Consider the following 22,136-nt stretch of genomic DNA (forward strand, 5'->3'; position numbering starts at 1 on the left):
TTCGTTTCATGGCAGATAACACCATTCCTTCCACCATGCGCGCGATTGAGATCCGCGGCGGTAAAGGTGGCCCCGATGCGTTGGCGATCGAGCACATCCCGACGCCGACCGTGGTCCAAGGGCAGATCCTGATTCGTGTGCGAGGCGCGGGGGTGAATCGGCCGGACATCGTGCAGCGTCAGGGCTTCTATCCTCCGCCGGCCGGCGCATCTCACATCCTGGGGCTCGAAGTGGCGGGTGAAGTCGCGGCGATTGGCGGCGGCGTCACGAGGTGGACAGTAGGTGATCCGGTGGCGGCGCTGCTGCCCGGCGGCGGGTATGCAGAGTTCGCGGTGGTCGATGCTCGACATGCATTGCCGATCCCGAAGGGCCTCACCATGGTTCAGGCCGCAGCTTTGCCGGAAACGGTGTTTACGGTGTGGAGCAACGTGTTCGAACGCGGCCGATTGGTCGCCGGAGAAACGGTGCTGATCCACGGTGCGAACAGCGGCATCGGCGTCACCGCGATTCAGATGGCGAAGGCTTGCGGAGCGCGCGTGTTTGCAACGGCCCGAGGCGCTGAGAAAGCCGCGCGAGCCAAGCAGACGGGCGCGGACATCGCGATCGACGCCAGCGCCGGTGACTGGGTCGAGCCCGTGAAAGCTGCGGGCGGCGCCGATCTCGTGCTCGATATGGTCGGCCGGGATTACTTCGAGGGCAACATCGAAGTGCTGAAGCCGGAAGGGCGGCTGAGCGTGATCGCCACACTGACCGGTCATCGCGTCGAGCTCGACCTGCGCAAGGTCATGCTCAAACGGTTAACATTGACCGCCTCCACCTTGCGCGCCCGTGAAGCAGACGAGAAGGCCCGGCTCGCTCGCGCCATCGAAGAGCGCGTCTGGCCCTGGATCGAAGCGGGCAAGGTGTCACCGCTGATCGACAAAACGTTACCGCTGGCTGAGGCGGGGGCCGCGCATGCCTGGCTCGAAAGCGGCTCTCATTTCGGCAAGGTGGTGCTGACGCCCTGAGCGCATTCAAACCGTTTGCTCCTCGGGCGCATCCGAAGGTGGCCGACCGCTACGGTCGTTCACAAGGAGCTCGAATGACCACCGTGCGCGCGTGGCTGATTCTCGGCTTGCTCGTCAGCCCGCTGGCCTGGGCCGCGGAACACAAAGCCAGGGTGCTGATGATTCTCTCGAATGGAGCGACTCGAGGAGAGTTCTCGGCGAGAAACAATCTGTGGGAGTACGCCGAGCCGCATCACGTGTTCGTCATGCATGGCTACGAGGTGGACTTCGTTTCTCCCAAGGGAGGCGCGGTGCCGTTCTCGCTGGATGCCGATGAGACGGATCCGCCCGGCATGGTCTACTACACGCTCAGGTACGAGGGCTTTCGGCACAAAGCGGAGCGCACCCACAAACCGGAACAGATCGACCCTGACGACTACAGCGCCGCGTTCATCGGTGGCGGCGCCGGCAGCCTGTTCGATGTCGCCGAGGACGCGCGGCTGCTGTCCATCATCGCTCGGATCTACGAGAACCAGGGTGTCGTCGGAGGCGGTGGCCACGGGCCCGGCAGTTTCGCCAACGTGAAACTCTCGGACGGACGTTATCTGGTGACCGGCAAACGCGTCACGGGCTTTCCCAATTCCACCGAGGTCAAAAGCAAGTGGACCCGGGGCGGTGCGCTGCTGCCGTTCCTGGTCGAAGATCGGTTGCGTGCTCGCGGAGCGGAGTTCCTGGGCAAGAGCGATCTGCCTGACAAGCACGACCCGGTCATCGACCAAAGAATCGTCACCGCGATGTTCCTGCCGTCCTCAGCCATCGTCGCTCAGGAGATGGTCAATCTCCTGAAGCGACGCCGCCCGAGTCACTAGCGCGACGCTCTACGGCTCGCCGGTGTTTCGTTGGTCTGCTCGTACGCGGAGCATCTCTCGGGCTCGAGCGGACGCACTTCGTAGCTCAGGCCGCAGGCGAGGCAGGGGTTCTGCGCGGCGAGCGCGACGGCTTCTTCGAAACTGTCCGCGTAAAAAAACCAATAGCCGCCGATCACCTCCTTGGTCTCGGCGAACGGCCCGTCGGTGACGCCGTGCTTGGACACCAACGCGGTCGCTTGCTGAAGGCGCGAGCCCGACTTCATCTTGCCCTCGCTCACCAGCTTGTCGTGCCAGACATAGAACGCATCGATGGCCTGCTGGATCTCTGCTGGGGATTTGTCCTCGTCCCATTGGCCGCGGGACAGAACCAGATAGGCGGACCGGGTGCTGGGTTGGCTCATTGCTTTGTTCCATCAGCTCACTGTACGGATACACAGAATATCAGAGATGGATGGGAATGCCTGCAGCGCGCGAGGATGCCGCAACCAGTGAGACGCCCGGTGAGAGGTTGCTGCGAATGCTGACAGATAGCGGGGAGTCGTCCGTGAGTCATTCATCAGTGAGCGTGCTGCATGAAGCCTGCCCTCATTGTTTTATGTTCGACGCTCTCGCTCTGCGCGAGCGTCGGGCGCGGCAACGCACTCTCTGGTGGCGCTCCGCCTTCGATGATTTCGGTGCCGATCGCGATCAATCTCGCGGCCATCGAACGACAGCTGAACGAACGCATCCCTCAGCACCTCGAGACGATCGATCGCCGCGGCGAAGTCTGTATGGCGGCAAACTCGCTCGAGACCAGGCGCTCGCCGGAAATCAAATGTGACTTGCGCGGCTGGCTCAAGCGCGACGGCCGCATCACGCTGCGTGGCTCGGGATCGCAGCTCACGCTGAGCGTTCCGCTGGAAGCCGAGGTCACCGCGCAGGGGCGGGGCGAGATCGGCAAGAACGTCACGCAGACCTTGCGAGGCGGCGCCGTGATCAGCGCCGATGTCACTCCGGACATCACGCCGGACTGGCAGCCGATCATGGACATCGACACGCGCTTGCGCTGGACGCATCGGCCCGAGTTCAAGCTGTTCGATCTCATTCCCGTGACGGTGGGCGGCCAGGCGGAGCCCGAGTTGCGCCGGATGCTCGACGATCTGGAAGCGAGCATCCCGGGCTGGCTGGCCGAGGCCAGGATCAAGGAGCAGGTGGCGAAGGTCTGGCGCCAGGTGCAGACGCCGTTCGAGATCGATCCCGAGCGCAACATGTGGGCGAGATTCACGCCGACGAGCATCGGTTTCAGCGGTATCGAGACCACAGCCAACATCGCCAAGGCCTCGTTTGTGATTTCAGGAGTGCCGCAGCTGGGATTGGGCGAAACACACATGCAGGGGCGGCCGACGCCGCTGCCTGCGCTCGCGCGCATCGCCCGTGAGCGACCTCGATTCGAGGTCGAGCTGCCGGTGGATGTGCCGCTGGCTCGGCTGCAGAGGTTTGCTGAAGATCGGATCGAGACGCTGTCGCCCATTGCAATCAACATCGACGGCGACAGAGCCACGCTCGAGCTGTCCAGCCTCGAGCTCGCTTCGTCGGGACCGGGCTTGCGTGTGGCCCTCGATCTTGCGTTGGACAGCAACCGGGGTTTCTGGAATCGGATCGACCTCTTCGGTTGGCTGGATGTGAAGGGCCGGGTGACTTTCACGACGGCGCCGCTCGTGGTGGACGCAAACAACGTCATCAGCTTGAGCGCGCTCGACTTCGATCCCGCGACCAACGGCCGACTCGCCGACAGTCTCATCGACGTGGCGCAGCAGCCTGCAATACGTGAGCTCATTCGCACAGCCATCCGCTGTGACTTCACGCAAAACATTGCGAAGGTCCGCGCCGCGATGGGCAAGGAACTGAACCGGGAGCTGTCGGGCGATGTACGCCTGCTCGGGCGCATCGATCAGCTCTCCGTGCACGAGCCGCAAGTCAGCGGATCGGTGGTTCGCTTGTCGGTGCTGCTGCAGGGATCTGCCGAGGTGATGGTCGGCGGTTGAGCTCAGATCGCCGCGTGCCCGAGGGCACCGGCAAGGGCGTCGCTTCGGCCACGGGCTCACCGAAGGCTGGCCAGCCTTCGTCGGTCCAGCCGAAGCGCTGGATGTGCGGAGCGCGCTTCGACGTGCACTTCATGCCGGGGCCGGAATTGGCGTGATAGATGATCCAGTTTTCCTCGCCATCGGGCGACACGAAGAAGCCGTTGTGGCCGGTGGCGTAGACGCCGTTGGCGCTCTTCAATACGGGCTGCGGTGATTTGCTCCATGCAGCGGCATCGAGCGGATCGGCGCCAGGCGCGGCGTGCAACAGGCCTAGCGAATAATCGTCCGACCAGCACGCGCTGGCGGAATACGTTAGAAACAAATCGCCGTTGGGGCCGAGCAAGAATTCCGGGCCTTCGACGATCTGTCGGCCGCCTTGTTGCTCCCAGGGCCGATCGGGGCGGGCAATGATGGTTTCGCGACCCGCGAGCGTCCACGGATTTGCCATCTCCGCGATCGCCAGCGACGTGTCCGTGTCGGTGTACGGCGAATAAACGAAATATCGCTTGCCGCCATGACTGAAGACGGTGCCGTCGATGCCTGCGTAAGCAGTGTTGATGCGGCCGCGGTCGATCCATTGCGTGTTCATGGGATCAGCGGACGCATTCTCCAGTACGAACACGGCGCGATGCGCGTCATCCGTGAAGCCGCTCGCGGTCGCCGTGTAATACAGAAACCATTTGCCGTCGAGGCGATGCAGCTCCGGAGCCCAGATGGAATGCGCGTTGAGCCCGTTCTCGGGAGGAGTCCACACCACCAACGGCTCTGCCTCGGATAGCGTCGCGATATCGACCGTACGCCATAGAGCGATGCGATTGCCCAGCGTGTGCGTGTAGTAATAGACGCCGTCGACCTGGGTGATCCAGGGATCGGGACCCGAGGGCAGCAGCGGATTGGTGTAAGTCGCGCGTGGCGCCGCCATCGAATCGGCGCCGAGCCGTGCGCACGCCGCCAGCAGTGCGGTCAAAGCGACGGCCCAGGCCACCTTGTATGCGTTCCGCCATGTCATCCGAGATTGTCCTGCGGGATCTGTAAACCCGATTTATCTTATAATTCAGACAAGATGTGCAAGGGTAGCGTGATCGACCGCGGGCGATGCTGAGAAGGGCTGGAACGACAATCACAGGACTGCGCAGCTTGCGGGCGTGGTGCTGTCTGGTGCTCGCAAGCTGTGCGACGTCGCATTCGCCGTCGGGAGCGCAGTGAGAATGCGCGTTTGCCGGGAACCGGCCGGTCATCACACCGGCGCGCGAGGCCGAGCAGATCGGCGACGGCGCGGAGTACCGGGTGGACCGCCCATCCCCGTGATGCGGATCTACGCGAACACAATCACCCGTTTCAGCCCCGTGTGAGCGAGCTTCAAACTTCGTGAATCAGGGATCCAGAGGATCCAGCGGATCCACTCGCGCTGAATCCTGTGACGGCCGGAAAGTGACATCGAAGGGTGAAGTCCGCCGGCCGAGCTTGCCTGGCTGATAGCCCAGCTCGTTCTGGTTGCGCGTGGCGAACTCGGCGCTTTGCACATAGTCGATGTGCCGAGGGTTGCTCAGCACCAGCGCGTCACGATCCATCGGCGCATCCAAGGCCATCAGCAGTCGCGTGGCGTTTCGCAGGTTCGTCGTGGTATGCCGTGCGTAGGGCTCGATCACGATGGCCTGAGCCGGCACGTTGAACCGTTCGATCAACGCATGGCGCATCTGGACCGCTTCGACATAGCTCGTATCACGCGGATGTACGGCGCCGCCGCTCAGGATGATGAAGGGCGCCTGCCCATCGAAGTAGCGTCTCGCGGCGAGCTTGATGTGCAACTTGCCGCGCGCGCTGAGCGGCGTCAGCAGATCTTCCGGTCCTGCGCCGAGCACGATGATGGCGGTGTAGGGATAGCGTGACCAGTTCAGTGTTCGCGCGTGCTGAAATGCATCGGCATTGAGTCCGCCATCGATTGGCTCGAAGGCGATGGCGTCGAGATGATCGTTTACATCCAGAAGCGCGAGCGCAAAGCCGATGCTCGGATCCAGCGCGGCGACCGCTTCATCGCGGCCCACCTCGCTCATGAGTGCCGCCACAGCCACATCGTTGGCCAATCGCTCGCTGCCTGCTTTTGCGATGGGGCCGTCGATCTTCGGATAGCGCGCAACGCCACCCTTGCCGTAGACATCGAGGATGGCGTTCAGACCCGTCAGTTCGCGGCGGATGGCCTCACTGCGCTCGCGAGCCGTGGCCATTCCTGCCACGAGGCTGATTTCATCTGCGCTCCATCGCGATGCATCCAGCCTGCAAGGCGCATCCTCCGCGCATTCGGAGAGCCGACGATCCCGTTCGGTGAACATCGAGCGCACCTTTGTCGTCGTGTCGGCTCGATGCATTGACGAAACAACCGGAAACAGGCGCTGGCCGAGCGCCGCAATGACGCCGTCCTCCACGGTGGCCGCAAGGCTCGGCTGGAAAGCGGCGAGGGCGGCGCATACCCACAGCGCGCCTCTCATTCCCAGTCCCGCTGCACGACCAGACGGAAATTGCGGCCAAACAACGGACGGCCATAGATGGCCTCGCTCGAGCCTTGGCCGGCAAGCGCGTCGGTGCGCGTGTTGCCCTCGGTCAAGCCTTTCTCTTCGGTCAGGTTGTCGCCCACCAGTTGCAGGCCCCACAGTCCGCGCTTCCACGAGACGCCGAAGCCCAGCGTCTGGTACGAGGGCAGCGCCGTCTGGTTGAACAGGTCGACATAGGATTTGCCGACGAAGTCATAGCGCAGGTAAGCCTCGATCTGCGCGTCCCCCACGTCGAAGGCGAAGGTCGGGCGGACGTTCCCATAGAGCTTCGGCTCACGGACGATCTGGTTGCCGTTGACCGCGCTGGGGTCCGCACCGGCGCTGTTTTGCAGATCGTTGTACTCGGGATCGCTGAGCGTCACCGAGGTGGCCAGCCAGAACCAGTTCGTCGGCGCGTACAGGCCGTCGAGCTCGATGCCCTTGGAGACCGCCGTGCCGATGAACGGCACCGACTGGTCGTTGCGTCCGGTGGTGGGATTGAACGCCACGAACGACGCGTTCAGCGGATCGAACTTGGTATAGAACGCCGTCAGATACAGATAGGAGTTGTCGAGCGTAGCCTTCACGCCGAGCTCGTATTGATCGAGCTTGGTTTCGACGATGGTGGGATTGATGCTGCGGGCGATGCCGGACTGGGGCGCGATCTCCACGTGCGAGGCGCGGCTGTAGACGCCGAGATTGTCCAAGAAGTCGTAATTCAGTCCGACCGTCCAGTTGGTGATCGAGGGCTGGAGGTTGCGTGTCTGAGTGCCGCCGCTGAAGCGCTGCGTGGTGTTGTCGGCGAGCGTCGCGGCATCCCCGAGATTGGCGCTCTCGGTCTGCTCGGCGAAGCCGTCGTAATCATATCGTTCGTGGCGAACGCCTGCGTCCACACGAAACCGGTCGGTGAGCTCCCAGGTGTCGTTGGCGTAGAGCGCGAGCACCTTCGCATCGACTTCACCGGCGTTGAGCGTGGTCGTATAGCGCAGCACGCCGTTGTCCGTCACGGAGCCGAGCACCGCGCCGTCCGCCGAATAGGCCACCAGATCCAGCGTTCGAGGTTTGCCGGCGACTTCCAGCAGCATGTCCTGATAGGCGGTGAACGCCGTCGTTCCATAGAACGAGGTGTAAACGCCGAAGTTCACGTCGTGCGCGCCAAGACCGGTCTGGAATCGGCGCGCCGCGCTCAGGTCCGCCTGCGCCGAATAGAACTCCGATTCGATCGCGCGGTATTGGCCGGAGATCACCAGGCCGGAAGCCGAGTAGGGGTCGTAAGCGGTCGCGCCATCGGTGCCTGCCAATGCATAGCGCAGCGATGAGACGCCGGGGCCGAACGCGTTGCGCGCGGCAGTCATGAAGCCGTTCGCGAAGACATTGCCGTCCACTGGATTGGTCGTCGAGTACAGCGCATCGAAGCTGAGCTTGCCCTGCGTGTAGCCCGACTTGAACGACACGGTCCAGTCGCTCGCCTCGTTCTGGTACTGCAAGCCGACATTCTGGAAGCGCATGTGGCGGCCGTCGCCCAGGTCCCGGTGCAGGCTTTGCAGCGTGCCGGCGGAGTCGAGATATTTGAGCGTCACGTTGCGCAAGGAGGGCGAGTTCATCGTGCCCTCGAAGTAATCGATGTAAGGATCCAGGCTCACGGAAGGGTTGCGAGGATCGGCGACCGGAATCGGCAGATAGAAAACATTGTGGTCCTCGACGAAAGTGCCGCTGAGCTTCACCCAGCCGCTATCGAGCTGGTGCTTGATGTTGGCGCGCAGCTGACCGCCCTTGTCGTTGGGAAAGCCGTTGTCGCGATAGCCGTCGTGCTGGCGCATGAATCCGCCCACGGCATAGTAGGTGCGATCGGAAAGCGCGCCCGACTGGAAAGCTTCGGCGCGATACAGCCCGGTGTCCCCGATGGTCAACTGGCTTCTGCCTTCGGTTTGCTCGCCGCCTTCGCGCATGATGTTGTTGACGATGGCCGCGCCGCCGCTGGCGTAGATGGGCGCCGGACCGCCGCGCACGACTTCGACACGCTCGTTCATGACATCGAAGCGGTGCATGCCTTCGCCGGAATTGAAAAAGTGGCCGTCGATCTCGTGGAACAGCGGCAGGCCATCCTGCTGGAAGATGATGTAGCCGCGATCGGTCGGGATGCCACGCAGGCGAGTGATGTTCTGCACTTCGCCGCCGGTGGACTCGACGTGAATGCCCGGAACGTTGGCCAGCAGATCCGCGAAGCTCTTGGGCGCCAGCTTCTGCACGTCCTCCGCCGCCAGAGAATTGGCCGCGTAGGAGGCATCGAAGCGACGTTGCGCGCGCGCCGAGCCAGTCACCACGACCGAATCGATGACCTCTGTCGACTCCTGCGCAGTCGATAGCGCAGGCGTGCTCAACACGAGGGCAATGGCGGGCAGGGCGATGGAACGCTTGTACAAATACAGCATGATCAGAATCGTGAATCGCTACGACGGAGCAGGATATTCTGCGACAGGTTTGTTACAGAATATGGATAGGCGCGGGCAGCGAGCGGGATGGAAAAATTGCGAGCGTCATTCGTCTATACAGTGAGATGCAGATCGGCTGCCAGATGACGTATGAACGATGCAATGGATGATCGAACGGATTCGAGTGGCGCGACCCGCGGGGTGAGCGCCAAGGAAAGCATGGGATCGTCCAGCCTCGGGCTGCTGGGCGCAGAGGTCCTCATCGCCGACGCTGACGCCGCGCATCGCGGCACGCTGAGCTTGCTGCTGCGACAAAACGGTTGGCGTTGCCGGGAGGCGCACGATGCCGACGCTGCTCGCGATCGTCTGAGGCAGGCGAGTCCCAGCCTGATTCTGCTCGACTGGCAATTGCCGCATGTGACCGGGCTCGGCTATCTGCACCAGCTCAAGCGCGACCGCAGGACCTCCGGGATCCCCGTCATCATCATGAGCGCGCGGGCAAGCGAGCAGGACAAAGTGACCGGCCTGGATAGCGGCGCGGATGACTACATCACCAAGCCCATACCGTTACGCGAGCTGGTCGCACGCATGCAGGCGATATTGCGTCGGGTCGGCAGAATGGGCGACACACGCTGCGCGCTGTCGCTTGCCGGGCTCACGCTGGATCCGACCAGTCATCGGGTGCTCGCCAATGGCCTCAACTGCGCCCTCGGCCCGACCGAATTCAAGCTGCTGGAATGTTTCATGAGCCAGATCGGCCGTGTGCATAGCCGGCAACAGTTGCGCCGTCTGGTGTGGGCCCAACCCGAGTCGATCCAAGAGCGCACCGTGGACGTGTATGTTCGCCGGCTTCGGCACGCGCTGCACCCCTTCGGCTACGATCGCTTCGTGCAAACAGTCCACGGCGCCGGCTACCGCTTTTGTGAAACAGAGCGTCCCGGCCGGAGCGCTTAGCTGATCGGAACCGCTCACAGCAGGGTGGTGGTCACGATGTGAATGACCAGGCCGACCAGCCCGCCGATCAGGGTGCCATTCACGCGGATGTACTGGAGGTCGGGGCCGATGGCGTTCTCCATGCGGCTGGCGAGTGTGTCTGCATCCCACTGTTTCACCGTGTCGGCGATCAGGTGTGCGACCTGCATCCGTTGCAACTCGAACAGCCGGATCAACGTCGAGCGCGCCATGGAGTTCAATTCGGCGCGCAGCGACTCATCGGTCAGCACGGTCTGCGCCGTGTCGTGCAGCCAACGAGCCACCGAGGCGCTCGCCGCAGAGCCGTCCGTTGCGCTGGATGTGAGTCGATCGAGGAAGTCCCGGGCCGTCCGCCGCAAGTAATCGTCGAACGCGGCGTGTTCGAACAGCTGCTTCTTGAAGCGCTCGCCTTCGGCCAGGAATTGCGGCGACAGCATCAGCTGCTGACACAGCCTGTCGAGCGCCTCGTCGATCCGCAGGCGCAGCGTGTGATTCGGATCGTCGGCCGCCGTTCGAAATGTTTCATCGAGGGCGCTCAGCATGCTGTCGGCGATGCGTTGGTCCATCGAGAAGCGCCGCCATAGCCAGGAAGTTCGATCGCGCACCGCATCTCGCAACTGCGGCTCATACTCTCGAATCCAGTCGGCCGATCTGCGCAGCAGGGCGGCCACGACCGGTTTGTGTCCTTGTTCGGTCATGAGCACGGCCAGCATCTTGCCGAACAGCGGCGCCAGCTCGCGCCGCTCGACTGGTGTGAGCAGGTGTTTGCGGATGAGCCGGGCAAGGTCCTCGTCGGTGAGCGAATGGGCGACGACCGAGAGTGCCCGCATCACGCCCGCCGCGGCCATGCCGCTGTTGTCGGGCGTAGTCATCCAGCGCGCCAGACTGCCGGCAAGATCGGTGCTCCGGATCTTCTCGGCGACGATCTGGGGCGCGAGGAAGTTCTCCTCGACGAAGCGCCCGAGGCCCTCGCCGATGCGGTCCTTGCTTCTCGGGATGACCGCCGTATGCGGAATGGGGATGCCGAGCGGGTGACGAAACAGGGCGGTCACCGCGAACCAGTCGGCCAGCGCACCTACCATGGCGGCTTCGGCAAAGGCGCGAACGAAGGCGGCCCATGGGTGGGTCCGCTCCATGAGATGCGCGATCACATACAGAATGCTCACCGCGATGAGCAGCCCGGTCGCGACTCTGCGCATGGCGCGCAAACCTCCGGCGGTCGGGTTACGACTCATCGCATGCCTCTCGAGCGTCGCGAAGCCAGGTGCTTCGACGCGGAATCATAGGCCATGCGGCGGAGGCTGCGGGGCTGGCAGGCCGCGCGCCCGCGACGTTACGGTCAGCGCTCGTGATGGCGTATTCTTCAGGCGGTTCAAGGCAACGTCTTACCTCCCTCGATGATCGCCATACTTGAGGCACATCGCGCCGGATTGCTGGCGCGCGCGCATTGGGCCCGAAACATCGTTTCGGGGGTGATCGTCGGCGTGGTGGCGCTGCCGCTCGCCATGGCGTTCGCGATCGCCTCGGGCGCGAAGCCCGAGCAGGGGTTGTACACGGCGATCGTCGCCGGCCTGCTGGTGTCCCTGTTCGGCGGCAGCCGCTTGCAGATCGCAGGTCCCACCGGCGCGTTCATCGTCATTCTGGCCGGCATCACCGCCGAGCATGGCATCGAGGGCTTGCAGATAGCGACGTTGCTGGCGGGCGTGATGTTGCTGCTGCTCGGCGTGGCGCGGCTCGGCGCCATCATCAAATTCATTCCCGACCCGGTGATTCTCGGCTTCACCGCCGGTATCGCGGTGGTGATCTGGACGGGACAGTGGCGCGACTTTTTCGGGCTGCCGGCCGTGAGCGGGGAGCACTTCCACGAGAAACTCTGGCATACGTTGCAGGTACTGCCGCAGGCTCACCCCACCACGACGGCACTGGCGATGGCGACCCTGGCGATCGTGGTGTTCGCGCCGCGTGTGAGCTTTCTCAAGCGTGTGCCCGGCCCCTTGTTGGGGCTGCTGTTCGCCGCCATCGTCCAGGCGCTGTTTCATCTCGACGGCGTCGCGACCATCGGCTCAGCTTTCGGCGGCATTCCTCGCGGGCTGCCGACCTTTGAGCTGCCGAACATCACCGCCGACCGGGTGATCGAGCTGATCGGGCCGGCGTTCACCATCGCCATGCTCGGCGCGATCGAATCGTTGCTGTCCGCCGTGGTCGCCGACGGCATGGCGGGCACCCGGCATGACTCGAATCAGGAGCTGATCGGGCAGGGTATCGCCAACATCGCCGCGCCGCTATTCGGCGGATTCGCCGCGACCGGCGCGCTGGCGAGAACCGCGACCAACGTTCGCAATGGCGGATCGAGCCCGCTCGCCGGCATCGTGCATGCGGTGACCCTGGTGCTGGTCGTGCTGGCGCTGGCGCCATTGGCCGTGAATATTCCTTTGGCGGCGCTTGCGGCCATCCTGTTCGTGGTGGCCTGGAACATGAGCGAGGCGTTCCATGTCGTGAGGATGGTGCGCCGGGCGCCGCCTGCCGACGTGGTGGTGCTGCTGGTGACCTTCGCTCTGACGGTATTCGTCGATCTGGTGGTGGCCGTCAATATCGGTGTGATCATCGCGACGCTGCACTTCCTGCGCCGGATGGCGAGCAGCGTGGAAGTGCAACAGCAGACGCATCAGGAGTTGAGCCGCGAGTTCGCCCACCGTGGTCTCACGTTTCCGCCGGGCGTGCTGGCGTTCGCCGTCGAGGGGCCGTTCTTTTTCGGCGCCGTCGAGAACTTCGAGCGAGCCCTCGCCAGTACGCGCACCGATCCGGAAGTGCTGATCATCCGGCTCCGATGGGTGCCGTTCATCGATATCACAGGCCTGCAGACCTTGGAGGAGGTCATACGCGACCTGCACAAGCGCAAGGTGCGTGTGATGTTGACCGGCGCCAACGAGCGCGTGAAAGGCAAGTTGCAGCGAGCGGGCATTGGCGAGCTGATCGGCCCCGAGAATCTTTGTGAGAATCTCGAGCAGGCGCTGGCTCGACTCAATGCGCCGGCCACTTCGTGAGCTGCGTCCGAGGTTCCGACTATCTCACGTCCTCTGGCGTCATCAGCGCCGCGTGCACGCACTCACTGGTGCACACGAGATCGATCGCATCCTCGGTGCGCACGTTTGTATAGATCGCACGACTGCCAACGTCACGAACGATGTGTCGTTCGGTATAGCCATGGCGCGCGAACACGTCGCGTCCGCATTCGACGTCGGCGTTTCGGCGCGAGCCGTGCTGGAAATCGGAGATGAGGTATTCGAATCCGTAACCATGCGTAACGCACAGCTGCTCGAGCGCCCCACGCATGTCGTTGGCGGTGCAGTCGTAGAACTCAGGATGCGTCTCGAACAGTATCTTCATCCTGTGCCTGTGCCCCCGGGGCAGCTCGCTCAGGCTCGTGAGAATCTGGACTTCATAGCCTTCCAGATCCATGCGTAGCAGATCGATCGATTGTTTATCGGCAAGATAGCTGCGCAGCGAGCGCGTTCGCACCGGCATCGAGCCGACCATGGTGCGTGCGTATTTCGCCAGCCACGGAATGCTCGCGTTCAGTCGCGGCGCATGCAGGCTGTGCCAGTTCGATTTTCGGGCGAGTTGCAGTTGCGCTTCGCCGTCCTCGGCGCCGATCGCGATGTTATCGGTCGATACGTTATCGAGCTCATTACGCCGTACGTTCTCTTCGAGCAAGTCATAGCTTTGCGGGAAAGGCTCGACCGCGTAAACACGCCCGCCGGCGCCGACGAGCTTCGCCATCATGATGGTGTAGTAACCGACATTCGCGCCGAGATCGAACGCCACCTTCCCAGGTGCCAGCGTGCGCTCGACGATGAAGGCCTGCTCGGGCTCGCGACCTGCGCGGGTGAGAAGCTGTCGGCCGATGCCAGGATCGTCGGCGTCGAGCAGCAGCCGGTAGTCATGAATGCGCTTTTCGATGAAGCGCCGGCCCAGCAGGTGCCTTTGCAGCGCCAGTGAGCTCGTCTGCGCGCCGCGTTGTGCGATCGTCGCCAGCAACTGCCAGGCGCCGTGCTCATGCAGCGCCGCCGAGAGTCGTTGCGTCACGCTCATGTTATGCCGTCATATATTTCTGCCGCGTGGGCGCGTGGCCGCTCACCCTGTTGCCGTACGCGCAATGGCAGTTCGGGCAGTTGAGCTTGAACGCGTCGCGTGCGGCGTCGATATGCGTCTGAGTGAACAGCATGTCCTTCAGTCGCTTCTCGTGCAGGTTGCCGAGCTTGAATGTCACGTAGCACATCTGCACCGTGCCGTCGGCACCCACCCAGATGAGACGATGCCGATCGCACGGCACGCGCATGTTCGGCCCTTTGATCAGCCAGTCCGGAATCGAGCGCAAGATTGCCGGCGTCGACTGCAGCAGGTGCGGATCGCGGTGCTGAAGTCGCATGAATTCCTCGACGACGGCGTCGAGCGCCGGCCGGTCCGCTTCCGAGAACGCAAGCTCGCGATCCTGGCCTTCGGTGAAGTAGGGCAGCGAGTGATGTATGAGGTTGATGCAGATGGGGGCGTTGTAGCGCGTGGCGAACGCCCACGTCTCGCGCACGGTATCGATGCTGCAGGTGGGCTTCATCAGCAACCAGTTGAGCGTCAGCCGCACCTCGTTGCCATAGCGCTCGCGCACGTAGGCGATGTTTTCTTCGAGCTGATCGAACCGATCCTTACGTTGCACGTACTGGTTGTAGTCTTCGCCGATGCCGTACATTCCGACCTGCACGACGCGCAGCCCCGCGGCAAACAGATCGTCGATCTTTTTCCTGAGCAGCAGGCCGTTGGTGGTCAGATAGGTGCGCAAGCGCAGTTTCGTGCAGTATTCGACGATCTCGGCGATTTGTTTGTGCAGTAGCGGCTCGCCGCCGTAAAGGCGCACGACCTCGAAGTTCAGTGCCTTGACGTCATCGAGCAGATCGCGCACCACCGGCAGGGCGAGCTGCTGCCCGGGCATGAAGTCGCGGCCGTAGCGGCAGGCCTTGCAGCGCAGGTTGCAGTTGGCGGTGAGCACCAGATAGATGTGCTCCGGATGCGGATAGATCAGTTGTGGGAACCGTTCCCAGGCGCTGGTGCGCAGGCGGTTGAGCTGCGCCTGAGCGGCGCGCAATTGCTCCTTGAGCGATGGCCGGTCCCGGTATACCGGCTCGAGCAACTCTCGTAGTATCGAATGTGTGCTCATGAACGTCCCCCTTTATTGTTACGGCACCCGCATGGCGCATGAGGATCGTATGCAAGATGCGTGCATGGGCGCAGGTGCGGCGGCTCCGTGCCGAGTCACTTTTGTGGCCGCGGGCCTGCGCTGTGGCGGCATCGAGCGTGCGCTGGTGTCGCTCGCCGGCGCCATGCTGGAGCGCGGCCACCAGGTCACGGTCATCACATTCGCCCCCGAAAGCACGGATTTCTTCCGGCTGGCGCCAGACGCCCCGCGTGTATCGCTGAATATTCGCCTCGGTGCGCCGACGCCTTTGTTACAACTGTGGTCGACCACGCGGGCCAGACTACAGGCGCTGCGGGCAGCCATCGATGCGAGCCAGCCGGACGTTGTGATATCGCATGCGCCGCAGATCAACGTGCCGACCCTGCTTGCGATGCGAGGCTCTGTGGTCCCGGTGATCGTCACCGAGCATGGTGACGTCCCGGTGCGGCCCGAAGCGGACCGGCCATGGCTTTGGAAGAAATGGATCTGGTATCGGCTGCGTCGGTATTGCTATCCGAGTGCGTTCAGAATCGTCAGCGTGAGCAGGGCGATCGATCGCAGCTTTGCGTGGCTTCCAGCAGAACGCCGGGCGGTCATCCACAATCCTGCGCCATCCATTCCCGCGCATGCCTCGACGCACTCGGCGCTGCCGGTCGGGCTCGATCCGCATCGGCCGTGGATGATCAGCATGGGGCGGCTGTCGCACGCGAAAGGCCATGATCTGCTGCTTACGGCGTTTGCTCGTATCGCGCCGCAGTTCCCGCAATGGCAGCTAGTGATCATCGGCGACGGCGAGTTGCGTGAGTCGCTGCATCGCCTCGCAGACGAGTTGGTACATAAGAATCAGGTGGTCTTCACCGGTGCGCTCGCATCCCCGTTCGCGCTGCTGGGGCGCGCGCAGTTTTTCGTTCTGGCCTCGCGTTACGAAGGCTTCCCGATGGCCGTTGCCGAAGCGCTCGCATGCGGTCTGCCGGTGATCGCCACCGACTGTCCGAGTCGGCCGCGCAAGTTCGGCGAGCGGGGCCGGGTGGCGGGCGGCATCCGCGAGTTGGTCCGGGATGGCGTCGATGGGTTTCTGGTTCCACCCGAGGATCCGGACGCACTGGCGGATGCGATGGCGCGCTGGATGCAAAGTCCGCAGGAGCGAAGCCAAATGGCGCAGCAGACAGCGTCCGGAACGACGCGGTTCTCGCGCGAGCGCGTTATCGAAGACTGGGAGCGTCTACTGGAGCAGGCAATGGCGGGGCAGCGGCGGGGCATCGCGTGCTAGTAATTTCTACATCGCATTGCTGTAGTTTGTGTAATTTGGTGACTGGAAGCGCCGGCCCCACGTCCGCCGGGCCCACCTCAGCGGAGTAGCGCCATTCGCGGTCTCGGCAGCCGCGCAGCGGTCATATCTATCACGCGACTGCTCAATCACGGGCTGATGCTGATCAGCCCGGTGGTGCTGGTGCGCCTGCTTTCGGTGCAGGACTTCGGGCGCTACCGCGAATTCCTGCTGTACACCACCGTGCTGTTGAGCTTCGCCGCGCTGGGCATCAGTCACAGCCTGCTGCGCTTCATTCCCAGCCGGCCGGAGCTGAAGTGGCGTTACGTCGAGCAGACCGTCGCACTGACGTTTGCGAGCAGCGTGCTGGTCACGGGCGTGGCGCTGCTGCTGGATACGGTGCTTGAAGGCAGGGTGTTGGGCGAGTTCGCCTGGCCTGCCGCCCTCTATGTGCTGCTGTTCGTGAACTTGGATTTCTGGGAGGCGCTTTGGCTGGCGGAGCGGCGCAGCTTCGCCGTGCTCGGCTACACCACCGGGCGACTGATTGCGCGCATGCTGACGGTGATCACCGCGGCGGCGTTGAGCGGGCAGGTGAGAGTGATCGTGTGGTCGCTGGTCTGCATGGAAGCCGTGCGGCTTACGATTTCGTTCATCAGCTGGCGTCGTCGCGTGCAGCCTGTGACTGCCGATACCACCGGCGCGCTACGCGAACAGTTGTCGTACTGCCTGCCGTTCGGCGGCTCGATGGTGATTGCTTCATTCAACCGTTCCATCGGCAGTCTGTTCGTCGCCAAGATGATGGGCCCGGTGGCGCTGGCGCATTATGCGATCGGCACGTATCTACAGCCGGTGATCACGGTGTTGAGGAATTCACTATCGGATGTGCTGCTGCCCGAGATGGTCGCGCGTCATCGCGAGCCGGACGAGGACAGGCTACTGCTGTTCCGGCGTACCACCGTTGTGATCGCGATCCTGCTCATCGGCGCGGCGATCTTGCTCGCGCGCTTTGCGGAGATCCTGGTGATCACGCTGTTCTCCGAGGAGTACCGGCCGGCGGTCGCCATCCTGCAGATCTATGTGCTGGTGTTCGCGCGTGAGAGTTTGGATTTCGGCGTGCCGCTGCGGGCGATCAATCGCACGACGCCGATCCTGCGGAGCAATGTGGTTGCAATCATCCTCAACGTGGGATTGGTGCTATTGCTCCTGCCGCTGTGGGGATTGATGGGTGCGGTGATCGCATTCGTGCTGTCGCGGCTCATTGAGGGCGCGTATCTCGGATGGCAGACCATGCGCGCTTATCAAGTGCCGCTGAGCCAGCTCGCGCCTTGGAAGGATCTCGGCAAAGTCGTGATCGCCGCCGCGCTGGCTGCCGTTGTTCTTTACGGCGATCTCTGGACCGAATGGCTCGGCTTGCTCGGCGCGCTGCTCGGCGGCGCGACCTTCATCGTTGCGTTTGCCACGATGTTGTTGCTGTTTCGAGTGCCGGAAGCGATGGAGTTACTGAGACGTATACGGTCGCCGTCGGCTGAGTCTTGAAGCGGGAACAAAAAGCGGACGCTGCCTGGCGCCGGCCGCTGACGGTGCTGCAGTTGTGACATTCGACAACACAGGGACGGCGCGATCGGCCGAGGACCGATTCAAATTGAATGTAGCGCGGCGGCTTCGTCGTGCGAGGACGCCGAGACACGAGCACGCGACAGCCACGGCTCGATGGCGGCATGCAGGCTCGCGCGGTTGAAGGGCTTGCCCAAGTAGTCGTCCATGCCAGCGTCGAGACATGCCTGACGCACGCTGCTGGTGGCGTCGGCGGTGAGCGCGATGATGGGAACGCGGCTGTGCGGAGCTTCGCGCCGGCGCCATTCGGCAGCCGCGGTAAAGCCATCCATCACAGGCATCTGGCAATCCATCAGCACTATGTCATAGGAGTTCACGGCAAGCATCTCGAGCGCCTGCTGTCCGTCGGCGGCCCCCTCGACCTGCAGGCCGATCGCTTTGAGCATGCCTTCGGCCACTTCTCTGTTCAGCGGCTGATCTTCGACCACCAGCACGCGCCCGTGCATGCGCGTCAACTGCTTCGCCTGCGTCTCGGGTGCGGGACGTCGATTCGCCTCGCCGACACTTCCTATCAGCGCTTCGTGCAATTGTCCGATGCGTAACGGCTTGGTGAGCTGCGCGTCCACAAGCCGCTCCTCGAGCACCTGTTTCGCCACACTCGCGAAGCTGGTCAGAAGGATCACGCGCGGTTTGGCAGGCCGAGCCGCAAGCAAGGCTGCCAGCGGTTGCGCATTCCATCCATCCAGAGTCGACTCGTCGATGAGGACACAGTTGTATGGAGCTGCGCGCAGTTTCTCGAGCGCTTCCGACGCCTGTGCCACGCCGGTGGGGATCGCACCCCATTGCGAGAGAGCGTTGACAATGAGAGCACGAGCAGCGTCGTTGTCATCCAGCACGAGCACGTCGAGGCCGTAGAGTTGCGGCAGGAGAGTCGGTCTTTGCGCCTGCCGATCGGCCAAAGGCAGCGACAGCTCGAAGAAGAACGTGGAGCCCACGCCCGGCGCACTCACCAGGTTCAGCGTCCCTCCCATCAGCTCGACCAGCTGGCGCGCAATCGCAAGGCCCAGGCCGGTGCCGCCGAAGCGTCGTGTGGTCGAGTCGTCCGCTTGCGAGAACTCATCGAAGATGCGCGACTGATTCTCCGGCTCGATGCCGATCCCGGTGTCGATCACCTCGATGCGCACGCGTAGCGCATCCGCTTCGCTGCGCAGCGGCGCCACTCGCAATGTGACTTCGCCGCGATTGGTGAACTTCACGGCGTTGCCGCCGAGATTCACCAATATCTGACGTAGCCGGACCGCGTCCGCAAGTACCAGCGGCATCGGCTCGGGCGGGCAATCGCAGATCAGCTCGATGCGTTTGGTCGCGGCTCGCGACGCCAGCATCTCGGCGGTTTGTTCCATGAGTTCGGCGAGGTCGCACTCGGCGGCCACGAGCTGCAGCCGGCCCGCTTCGATCTTGGAGAAGTCGAGCACGTCATCCACGATTGCCAGCAGCGAATCGGCCGAGCGATGAATGCCTTCGACGAACCGACGCTGAGTCGGATCCATGCGTGTATCGAGCAGCAGCTCGCTCATGCCGAGCACGCCATTCATTGGCGTGCGCAGCTCATGGCTCATCCGTGCGACGAAGTCACTCTTGGCGCGACTGAGGACCTGCAGTTGTTCATTGCGCTCCTGGAGCTGCGCGGTGCGCAGGCCGATCAAATTCTCGAGCGCGCGATGATGCCTCAGCCGGCTCTGACGGAGCCGGTGCTGACTGCGCAACACATACACCAGAACGCACAGAGCGAGCAGGGCGTAGCCGACGTGCGCCGCTCGCGTGTTCCACGGGGCCGGTGCGACACGCACCGGCACTTCCAGAGCCACGGTACTCCAGACGCCATTCGCGTTCGCGGCGCGCACTTTGAAAACATAGTCCCCAGCAGTGAGGTTGGTGTACGTCGCACGCGGCGAACCTTTCGCCTCGACCCAGCGAGCGTCGAAACCCTCGAGCCGGTACGAATAGCGATTGGCAGCTGGCGAAGCGTAATCCAGCGCGGCAAACCCGAAGGTCACGAGCTTGTCTTGATGCGACAACTGCAAGGGGCGCTCGGGCCCGGGGAGCTCGCCGAAACCCAGCGTCCGGTCGAGAATCGTCACGGCCGTCAGCGCCACGCGAGGAGGCCTCGAGCGAGCTGCCGTCGCCTGCGGCTCGAAGACATTGAAACCGTTGTTGCCGCCGAAATAGAGCTTGCCGTCACGCCCTCGGTAGTGCGCGTTGAAGTTGAATTCTTCCTCTTGCAGCCCGTGCGCCGCGTGAAACACCTTGAACGAGCGATCACGCGTGTGGAAGCGTACCAGACCGTTGTTCGTGCTGAGCCAGAGCGTGCCCTCGGGCCCTGATTCGATCCCATAGACCACTTCGTTTACGGAGGCGTCTCGCAACTGGCTCTCGAAGCGAATCGACTCGGGGCGCTCTGAGGAGCCCACCATGAGATCGAGTCCGCCGCCGGCGGTGCCGACCCACAGCTTGCCGGAGCCGTCGACGTGCAATGCATAGATGGTGTCGTCGCTGACGCTGTTGCGATCGTTGTCGTCCCGTCGGAACTGATGGAAACGACCGCTCGAGCGCTCGAGCAGATTCAGGCCGCCGCCGATCGTGCCGATCCAAAGATTGCCGTGCCCGTCCTCGACGATCGCGCTCGCCCGTGGACTGCTCAGTCCGCCTTGCTCACTGTGCGGATAGCGATGCAGCTCGCCGGTCGCACGTTCGATGCGTGCGACGCCGCCACCGAACGTTCCAATCCATACATCGCCGCCACGATCCTCGTACAAAGCCATGATGCCATCGGCAGGCAGCGAGTGTGGATCCTCGGCAGAGTGTCGAAACGAGCGCAGCGCGTTACGGGCAGGATCGAAACGGGCGAGTCCGCCGGACATCGTGCCGACCCATAGCGCACCATCGCGGTCATACAGCAGCGCCATGACACGATCGTCGGGAAGGCGGGGAAATGTGTCCGCTGAGGTTCCGTATCGCCGCTCGCGGCCGGTACTCGTTTCAATCTCGACGAGCCCCTCGGCGGTGCCGACCCACACCGTGCCGTTGCCATCATCGGCGAACGCATTCACCGCTTTGTTACGAATCGAGGCGCTGAGATAATGACCGAACGCCCAGCCGTGCGGGTTCCAGTGACTGGCGCCACCAGCGCGCGTGCCGACCCACAGCACGCTCCCGCGATCCTGATACAACGACATGATGTCGTCGTCACGCAAGCTGTGCGCGCTGTCTGCATCGCGTCCGTAGCGTACAAAGGTTTCCGAAGCACGGTCGAACAAGCCGAGCCCGCCGGACGTGGCGATCCAAAGCCGGCGCTCATCGTCTTCCAGTATCGCAAGCACCCGATCGGCGGGCAGCGAGCTGGCATCGCCAGGCACGTGGCGAAACGAGACCACGCGGCCGGTATCCGGATGGAACCGATTGACACCGCCGCCCAGCGTGCCGATCCACAGCGCGCCGGTATGGTCTTCCTCGATGGCGCGGACTCTTACGTCGCTGAGCTCGGCGCCGCTGCCCGCCAGACCATAGTTGACGAACCGGCCCGTCGCAGCGTCGTACCGGCCGAGGCCGCCATCGCTGCCCACCCAGAGTCGACCGGCACGATCCAGATACAGTGCGAACACCGAGTCCGATGCGAGTGAACCGGGATCGTCCGGATGGTGGCGAAAGTGACGTACGCGGCCGGTGCGTGGATCGAGCACATCCAGGCCGTGCTGCTGAGTTCCCACCCAGATCTGGCCTGTCGCGTCGATGAGCAGGGTACGGGTGGCATCGCTCGCAAGCGTATTCGGGTCAGCGGGATTGTGTCGGTACTGCTGGAAACGATCGCTGTCGCGATCCCACCGTGCGATACCGCCGCCCACCGTCGCCAGCCACAGGTCGCCCTCGCGATCCTCCGCGATCTTCCAAATGTAGTCGCTTGCAAGCGCCTGTGGATTCGCTCGCTCGCGGCGGTACTCATGGATCGATGAGCCGTCGTACCGGTTCAGGCCACTCTCGGTGCCAAGCCACAGGTAACCGCGCGAGTCCTGCAGGATGGTCATCACCGTGCTCTGCGAAAGCCCTTCGCGCATCGTCAGATGCTCGAAGAACATGGGGCGTGGTTCGGATGCCTGCACCTCGAGGAAGCCCGCTGCAAACGCCGCGAACCAAGCCAGAAAACAAGAGAAGGCGCGCACGCGCCTGCGCGTAGCCAGTCT

The 22,136-nt window shown here is 63.5% G+C and carries 15 protein-coding genes; 7 read left to right on the forward strand and 8 right to left on the reverse strand.

All coding sequences use genetic code 11. The features are described 5' to 3' along the window. Positions 1 to 8: 8 nt before the first annotated feature. Together JM946_RS16425 and JM946_RS16430 are read left to right on the forward strand one after the other, a co-directional pair. The gene (locus tag JM946_RS16425) at positions 9 to 1,007 is read left to right on the forward strand and encodes an NAD(P)H-quinone oxidoreductase (protein WP_230979742.1); all 999 of its coding nucleotides are present in this window, start codon (positions 9 to 11) and stop codon (positions 1,005 to 1,007) included. A gap of 74 nt (positions 1,008 to 1,081) precedes the next feature. Next, the gene (locus JM946_RS16430; protein WP_203168425.1) at positions 1,082 to 1,855 is read left to right on the forward strand and encodes a type 1 glutamine amidotransferase domain-containing protein; all 774 of its coding nucleotides are present in this window, start codon (positions 1,082 to 1,084) and stop codon (positions 1,853 to 1,855) included. Here the strand turns inward: JM946_RS16430 and JM946_RS16435 are convergent. Further along, positions 1,852 to 2,256 (reverse strand): YciI family protein, encoded by a 405-nt coding sequence (locus tag JM946_RS16435; protein ID WP_203168426.1) that lies wholly within the window; start codon positions 2,254 to 2,256, stop codon positions 1,852 to 1,854. The genes JM946_RS16430 and JM946_RS16435 overlap by 4 nt on opposite strands. 264 nt (positions 2,257 to 2,520) lie before the next feature. Between JM946_RS16435 and JM946_RS16440 the strand changes: the two genes are divergently transcribed. After that, positions 2,521 to 3,879: a DUF4403 family protein gene (locus tag JM946_RS16440; RefSeq protein WP_218042900.1), complete on the forward strand. Its 1,359-nt coding sequence runs from the start codon at positions 2,521 to 2,523 to the stop codon at positions 3,877 to 3,879. Here the strand turns inward: JM946_RS16440 and JM946_RS16445 are convergent. The 3 genes from JM946_RS16445 to JM946_RS16455 all read right to left on the reverse strand — a co-directional run bounded on the left by JM946_RS16445 (position 3,812) and on the right by JM946_RS16455 (position 8,878). Then, a complete protein-coding gene (locus JM946_RS16445; RefSeq protein ID WP_203168428.1) occupies positions 3,812 to 4,927 on the reverse strand; it encodes a glycoside hydrolase family 43 protein in 1,116 nt (371 codons plus the stop codon). The genes JM946_RS16440 and JM946_RS16445 overlap by 68 nt on opposite strands. Before the next feature lie 364 nt (positions 4,928 to 5,291). After that, positions 5,292 to 6,404: a YdcF family protein gene (locus tag JM946_RS16450; RefSeq protein WP_203168429.1), complete on the reverse strand. Its 1,113-nt coding sequence runs from the start codon at positions 6,402 to 6,404 to the stop codon at positions 5,292 to 5,294. Further along, positions 6,401 to 8,878, reverse strand: a complete 2,478-nt coding sequence (locus tag JM946_RS16455; RefSeq protein ID WP_203168430.1) for a TonB-dependent receptor — start codon at positions 8,876 to 8,878, stop codon at positions 6,401 to 6,403. Before JM946_RS16455 ends, JM946_RS16450 begins: the two co-directional genes overlap by 4 nt. A 162-nt stretch (positions 8,879 to 9,040) precedes the next feature. Between JM946_RS16455 and JM946_RS16460 the strand changes: the two genes are divergently transcribed. Next, positions 9,041 to 9,832 (forward strand): response regulator, encoded by a 792-nt coding sequence (locus JM946_RS16460; RefSeq protein ID WP_203168431.1) that lies wholly within the window; start codon positions 9,041 to 9,043, stop codon positions 9,830 to 9,832. 14 nt (positions 9,833 to 9,846) lie between these two features. Here the strand turns inward: JM946_RS16460 and JM946_RS16465 are convergent, their stop codons facing one another. Next, positions 9,847 to 11,085 (reverse strand): DUF445 domain-containing protein, encoded by a 1,239-nt coding sequence (locus tag JM946_RS16465; protein ID WP_203168432.1) that lies wholly within the window; start codon positions 11,083 to 11,085, stop codon positions 9,847 to 9,849. A 162-nt stretch (positions 11,086 to 11,247) separates the two neighbouring features. Between JM946_RS16465 and JM946_RS16470 the strand changes: the two genes are divergently transcribed. Continuing rightward, a complete protein-coding gene (locus tag JM946_RS16470) occupies positions 11,248 to 12,894 on the forward strand; it encodes a SulP family inorganic anion transporter (protein ID WP_203168433.1) in 1,647 nt (548 codons plus the stop codon). 19 nt (positions 12,895 to 12,913) lie between these two features. On the opposite strand, the gene JM946_RS16475 is transcribed toward JM946_RS16470, so the two are convergent. Then, a complete protein-coding gene (locus JM946_RS16475) occupies positions 12,914 to 13,942 on the reverse strand; it encodes an FkbM family methyltransferase (protein ID WP_203168434.1) in 1,029 nt (342 codons plus the stop codon). Between the two features lies 1 nt (position 13,943). Next, positions 13,944 to 15,059: a radical SAM protein gene (locus JM946_RS16480; RefSeq protein ID WP_203168435.1), complete on the reverse strand. Its 1,116-nt coding sequence runs from the start codon at positions 15,057 to 15,059 to the stop codon at positions 13,944 to 13,946. Between JM946_RS16480 and JM946_RS16485 the strand changes: the two genes are divergently transcribed. Continuing rightward, on the forward strand, positions 15,058 to 16,347 hold the full coding sequence (locus tag JM946_RS16485; RefSeq protein WP_203168436.1) for a glycosyltransferase family 4 protein: 1,290 nt from the start codon (positions 15,058 to 15,060) through the stop codon (positions 16,345 to 16,347). The genes JM946_RS16480 and JM946_RS16485 overlap by 2 nt on opposite strands. A gap of 123 nt (positions 16,348 to 16,470) precedes the next feature. Continuing rightward, positions 16,471 to 17,880, forward strand: coding sequence for a lipopolysaccharide biosynthesis protein (locus JM946_RS16490; protein ID WP_322110949.1), 1,410 nt, complete (start codon positions 16,471 to 16,473; stop codon positions 17,878 to 17,880). A 101-nt stretch (positions 17,881 to 17,981) separates the two neighbouring features. Here the strand turns inward: JM946_RS16490 and JM946_RS16495 are convergent, their stop codons facing one another. Beyond that, positions 17,982 to 22,031: a hybrid sensor histidine kinase/response regulator gene (locus JM946_RS16495; protein WP_203168438.1), complete on the reverse strand. Its 4,050-nt coding sequence runs from the start codon at positions 22,029 to 22,031 to the stop codon at positions 17,982 to 17,984. Positions 22,032 to 22,136: the final 105 nt, after the last annotated feature.

The organism is Steroidobacter gossypii (assembly GCF_016801985.1).
In the GTDB taxonomy this organism is placed as follows: Bacteria; Pseudomonadota; Gammaproteobacteria; order Steroidobacterales; family Steroidobacteraceae; genus Steroidobacter; species Steroidobacter gossypii.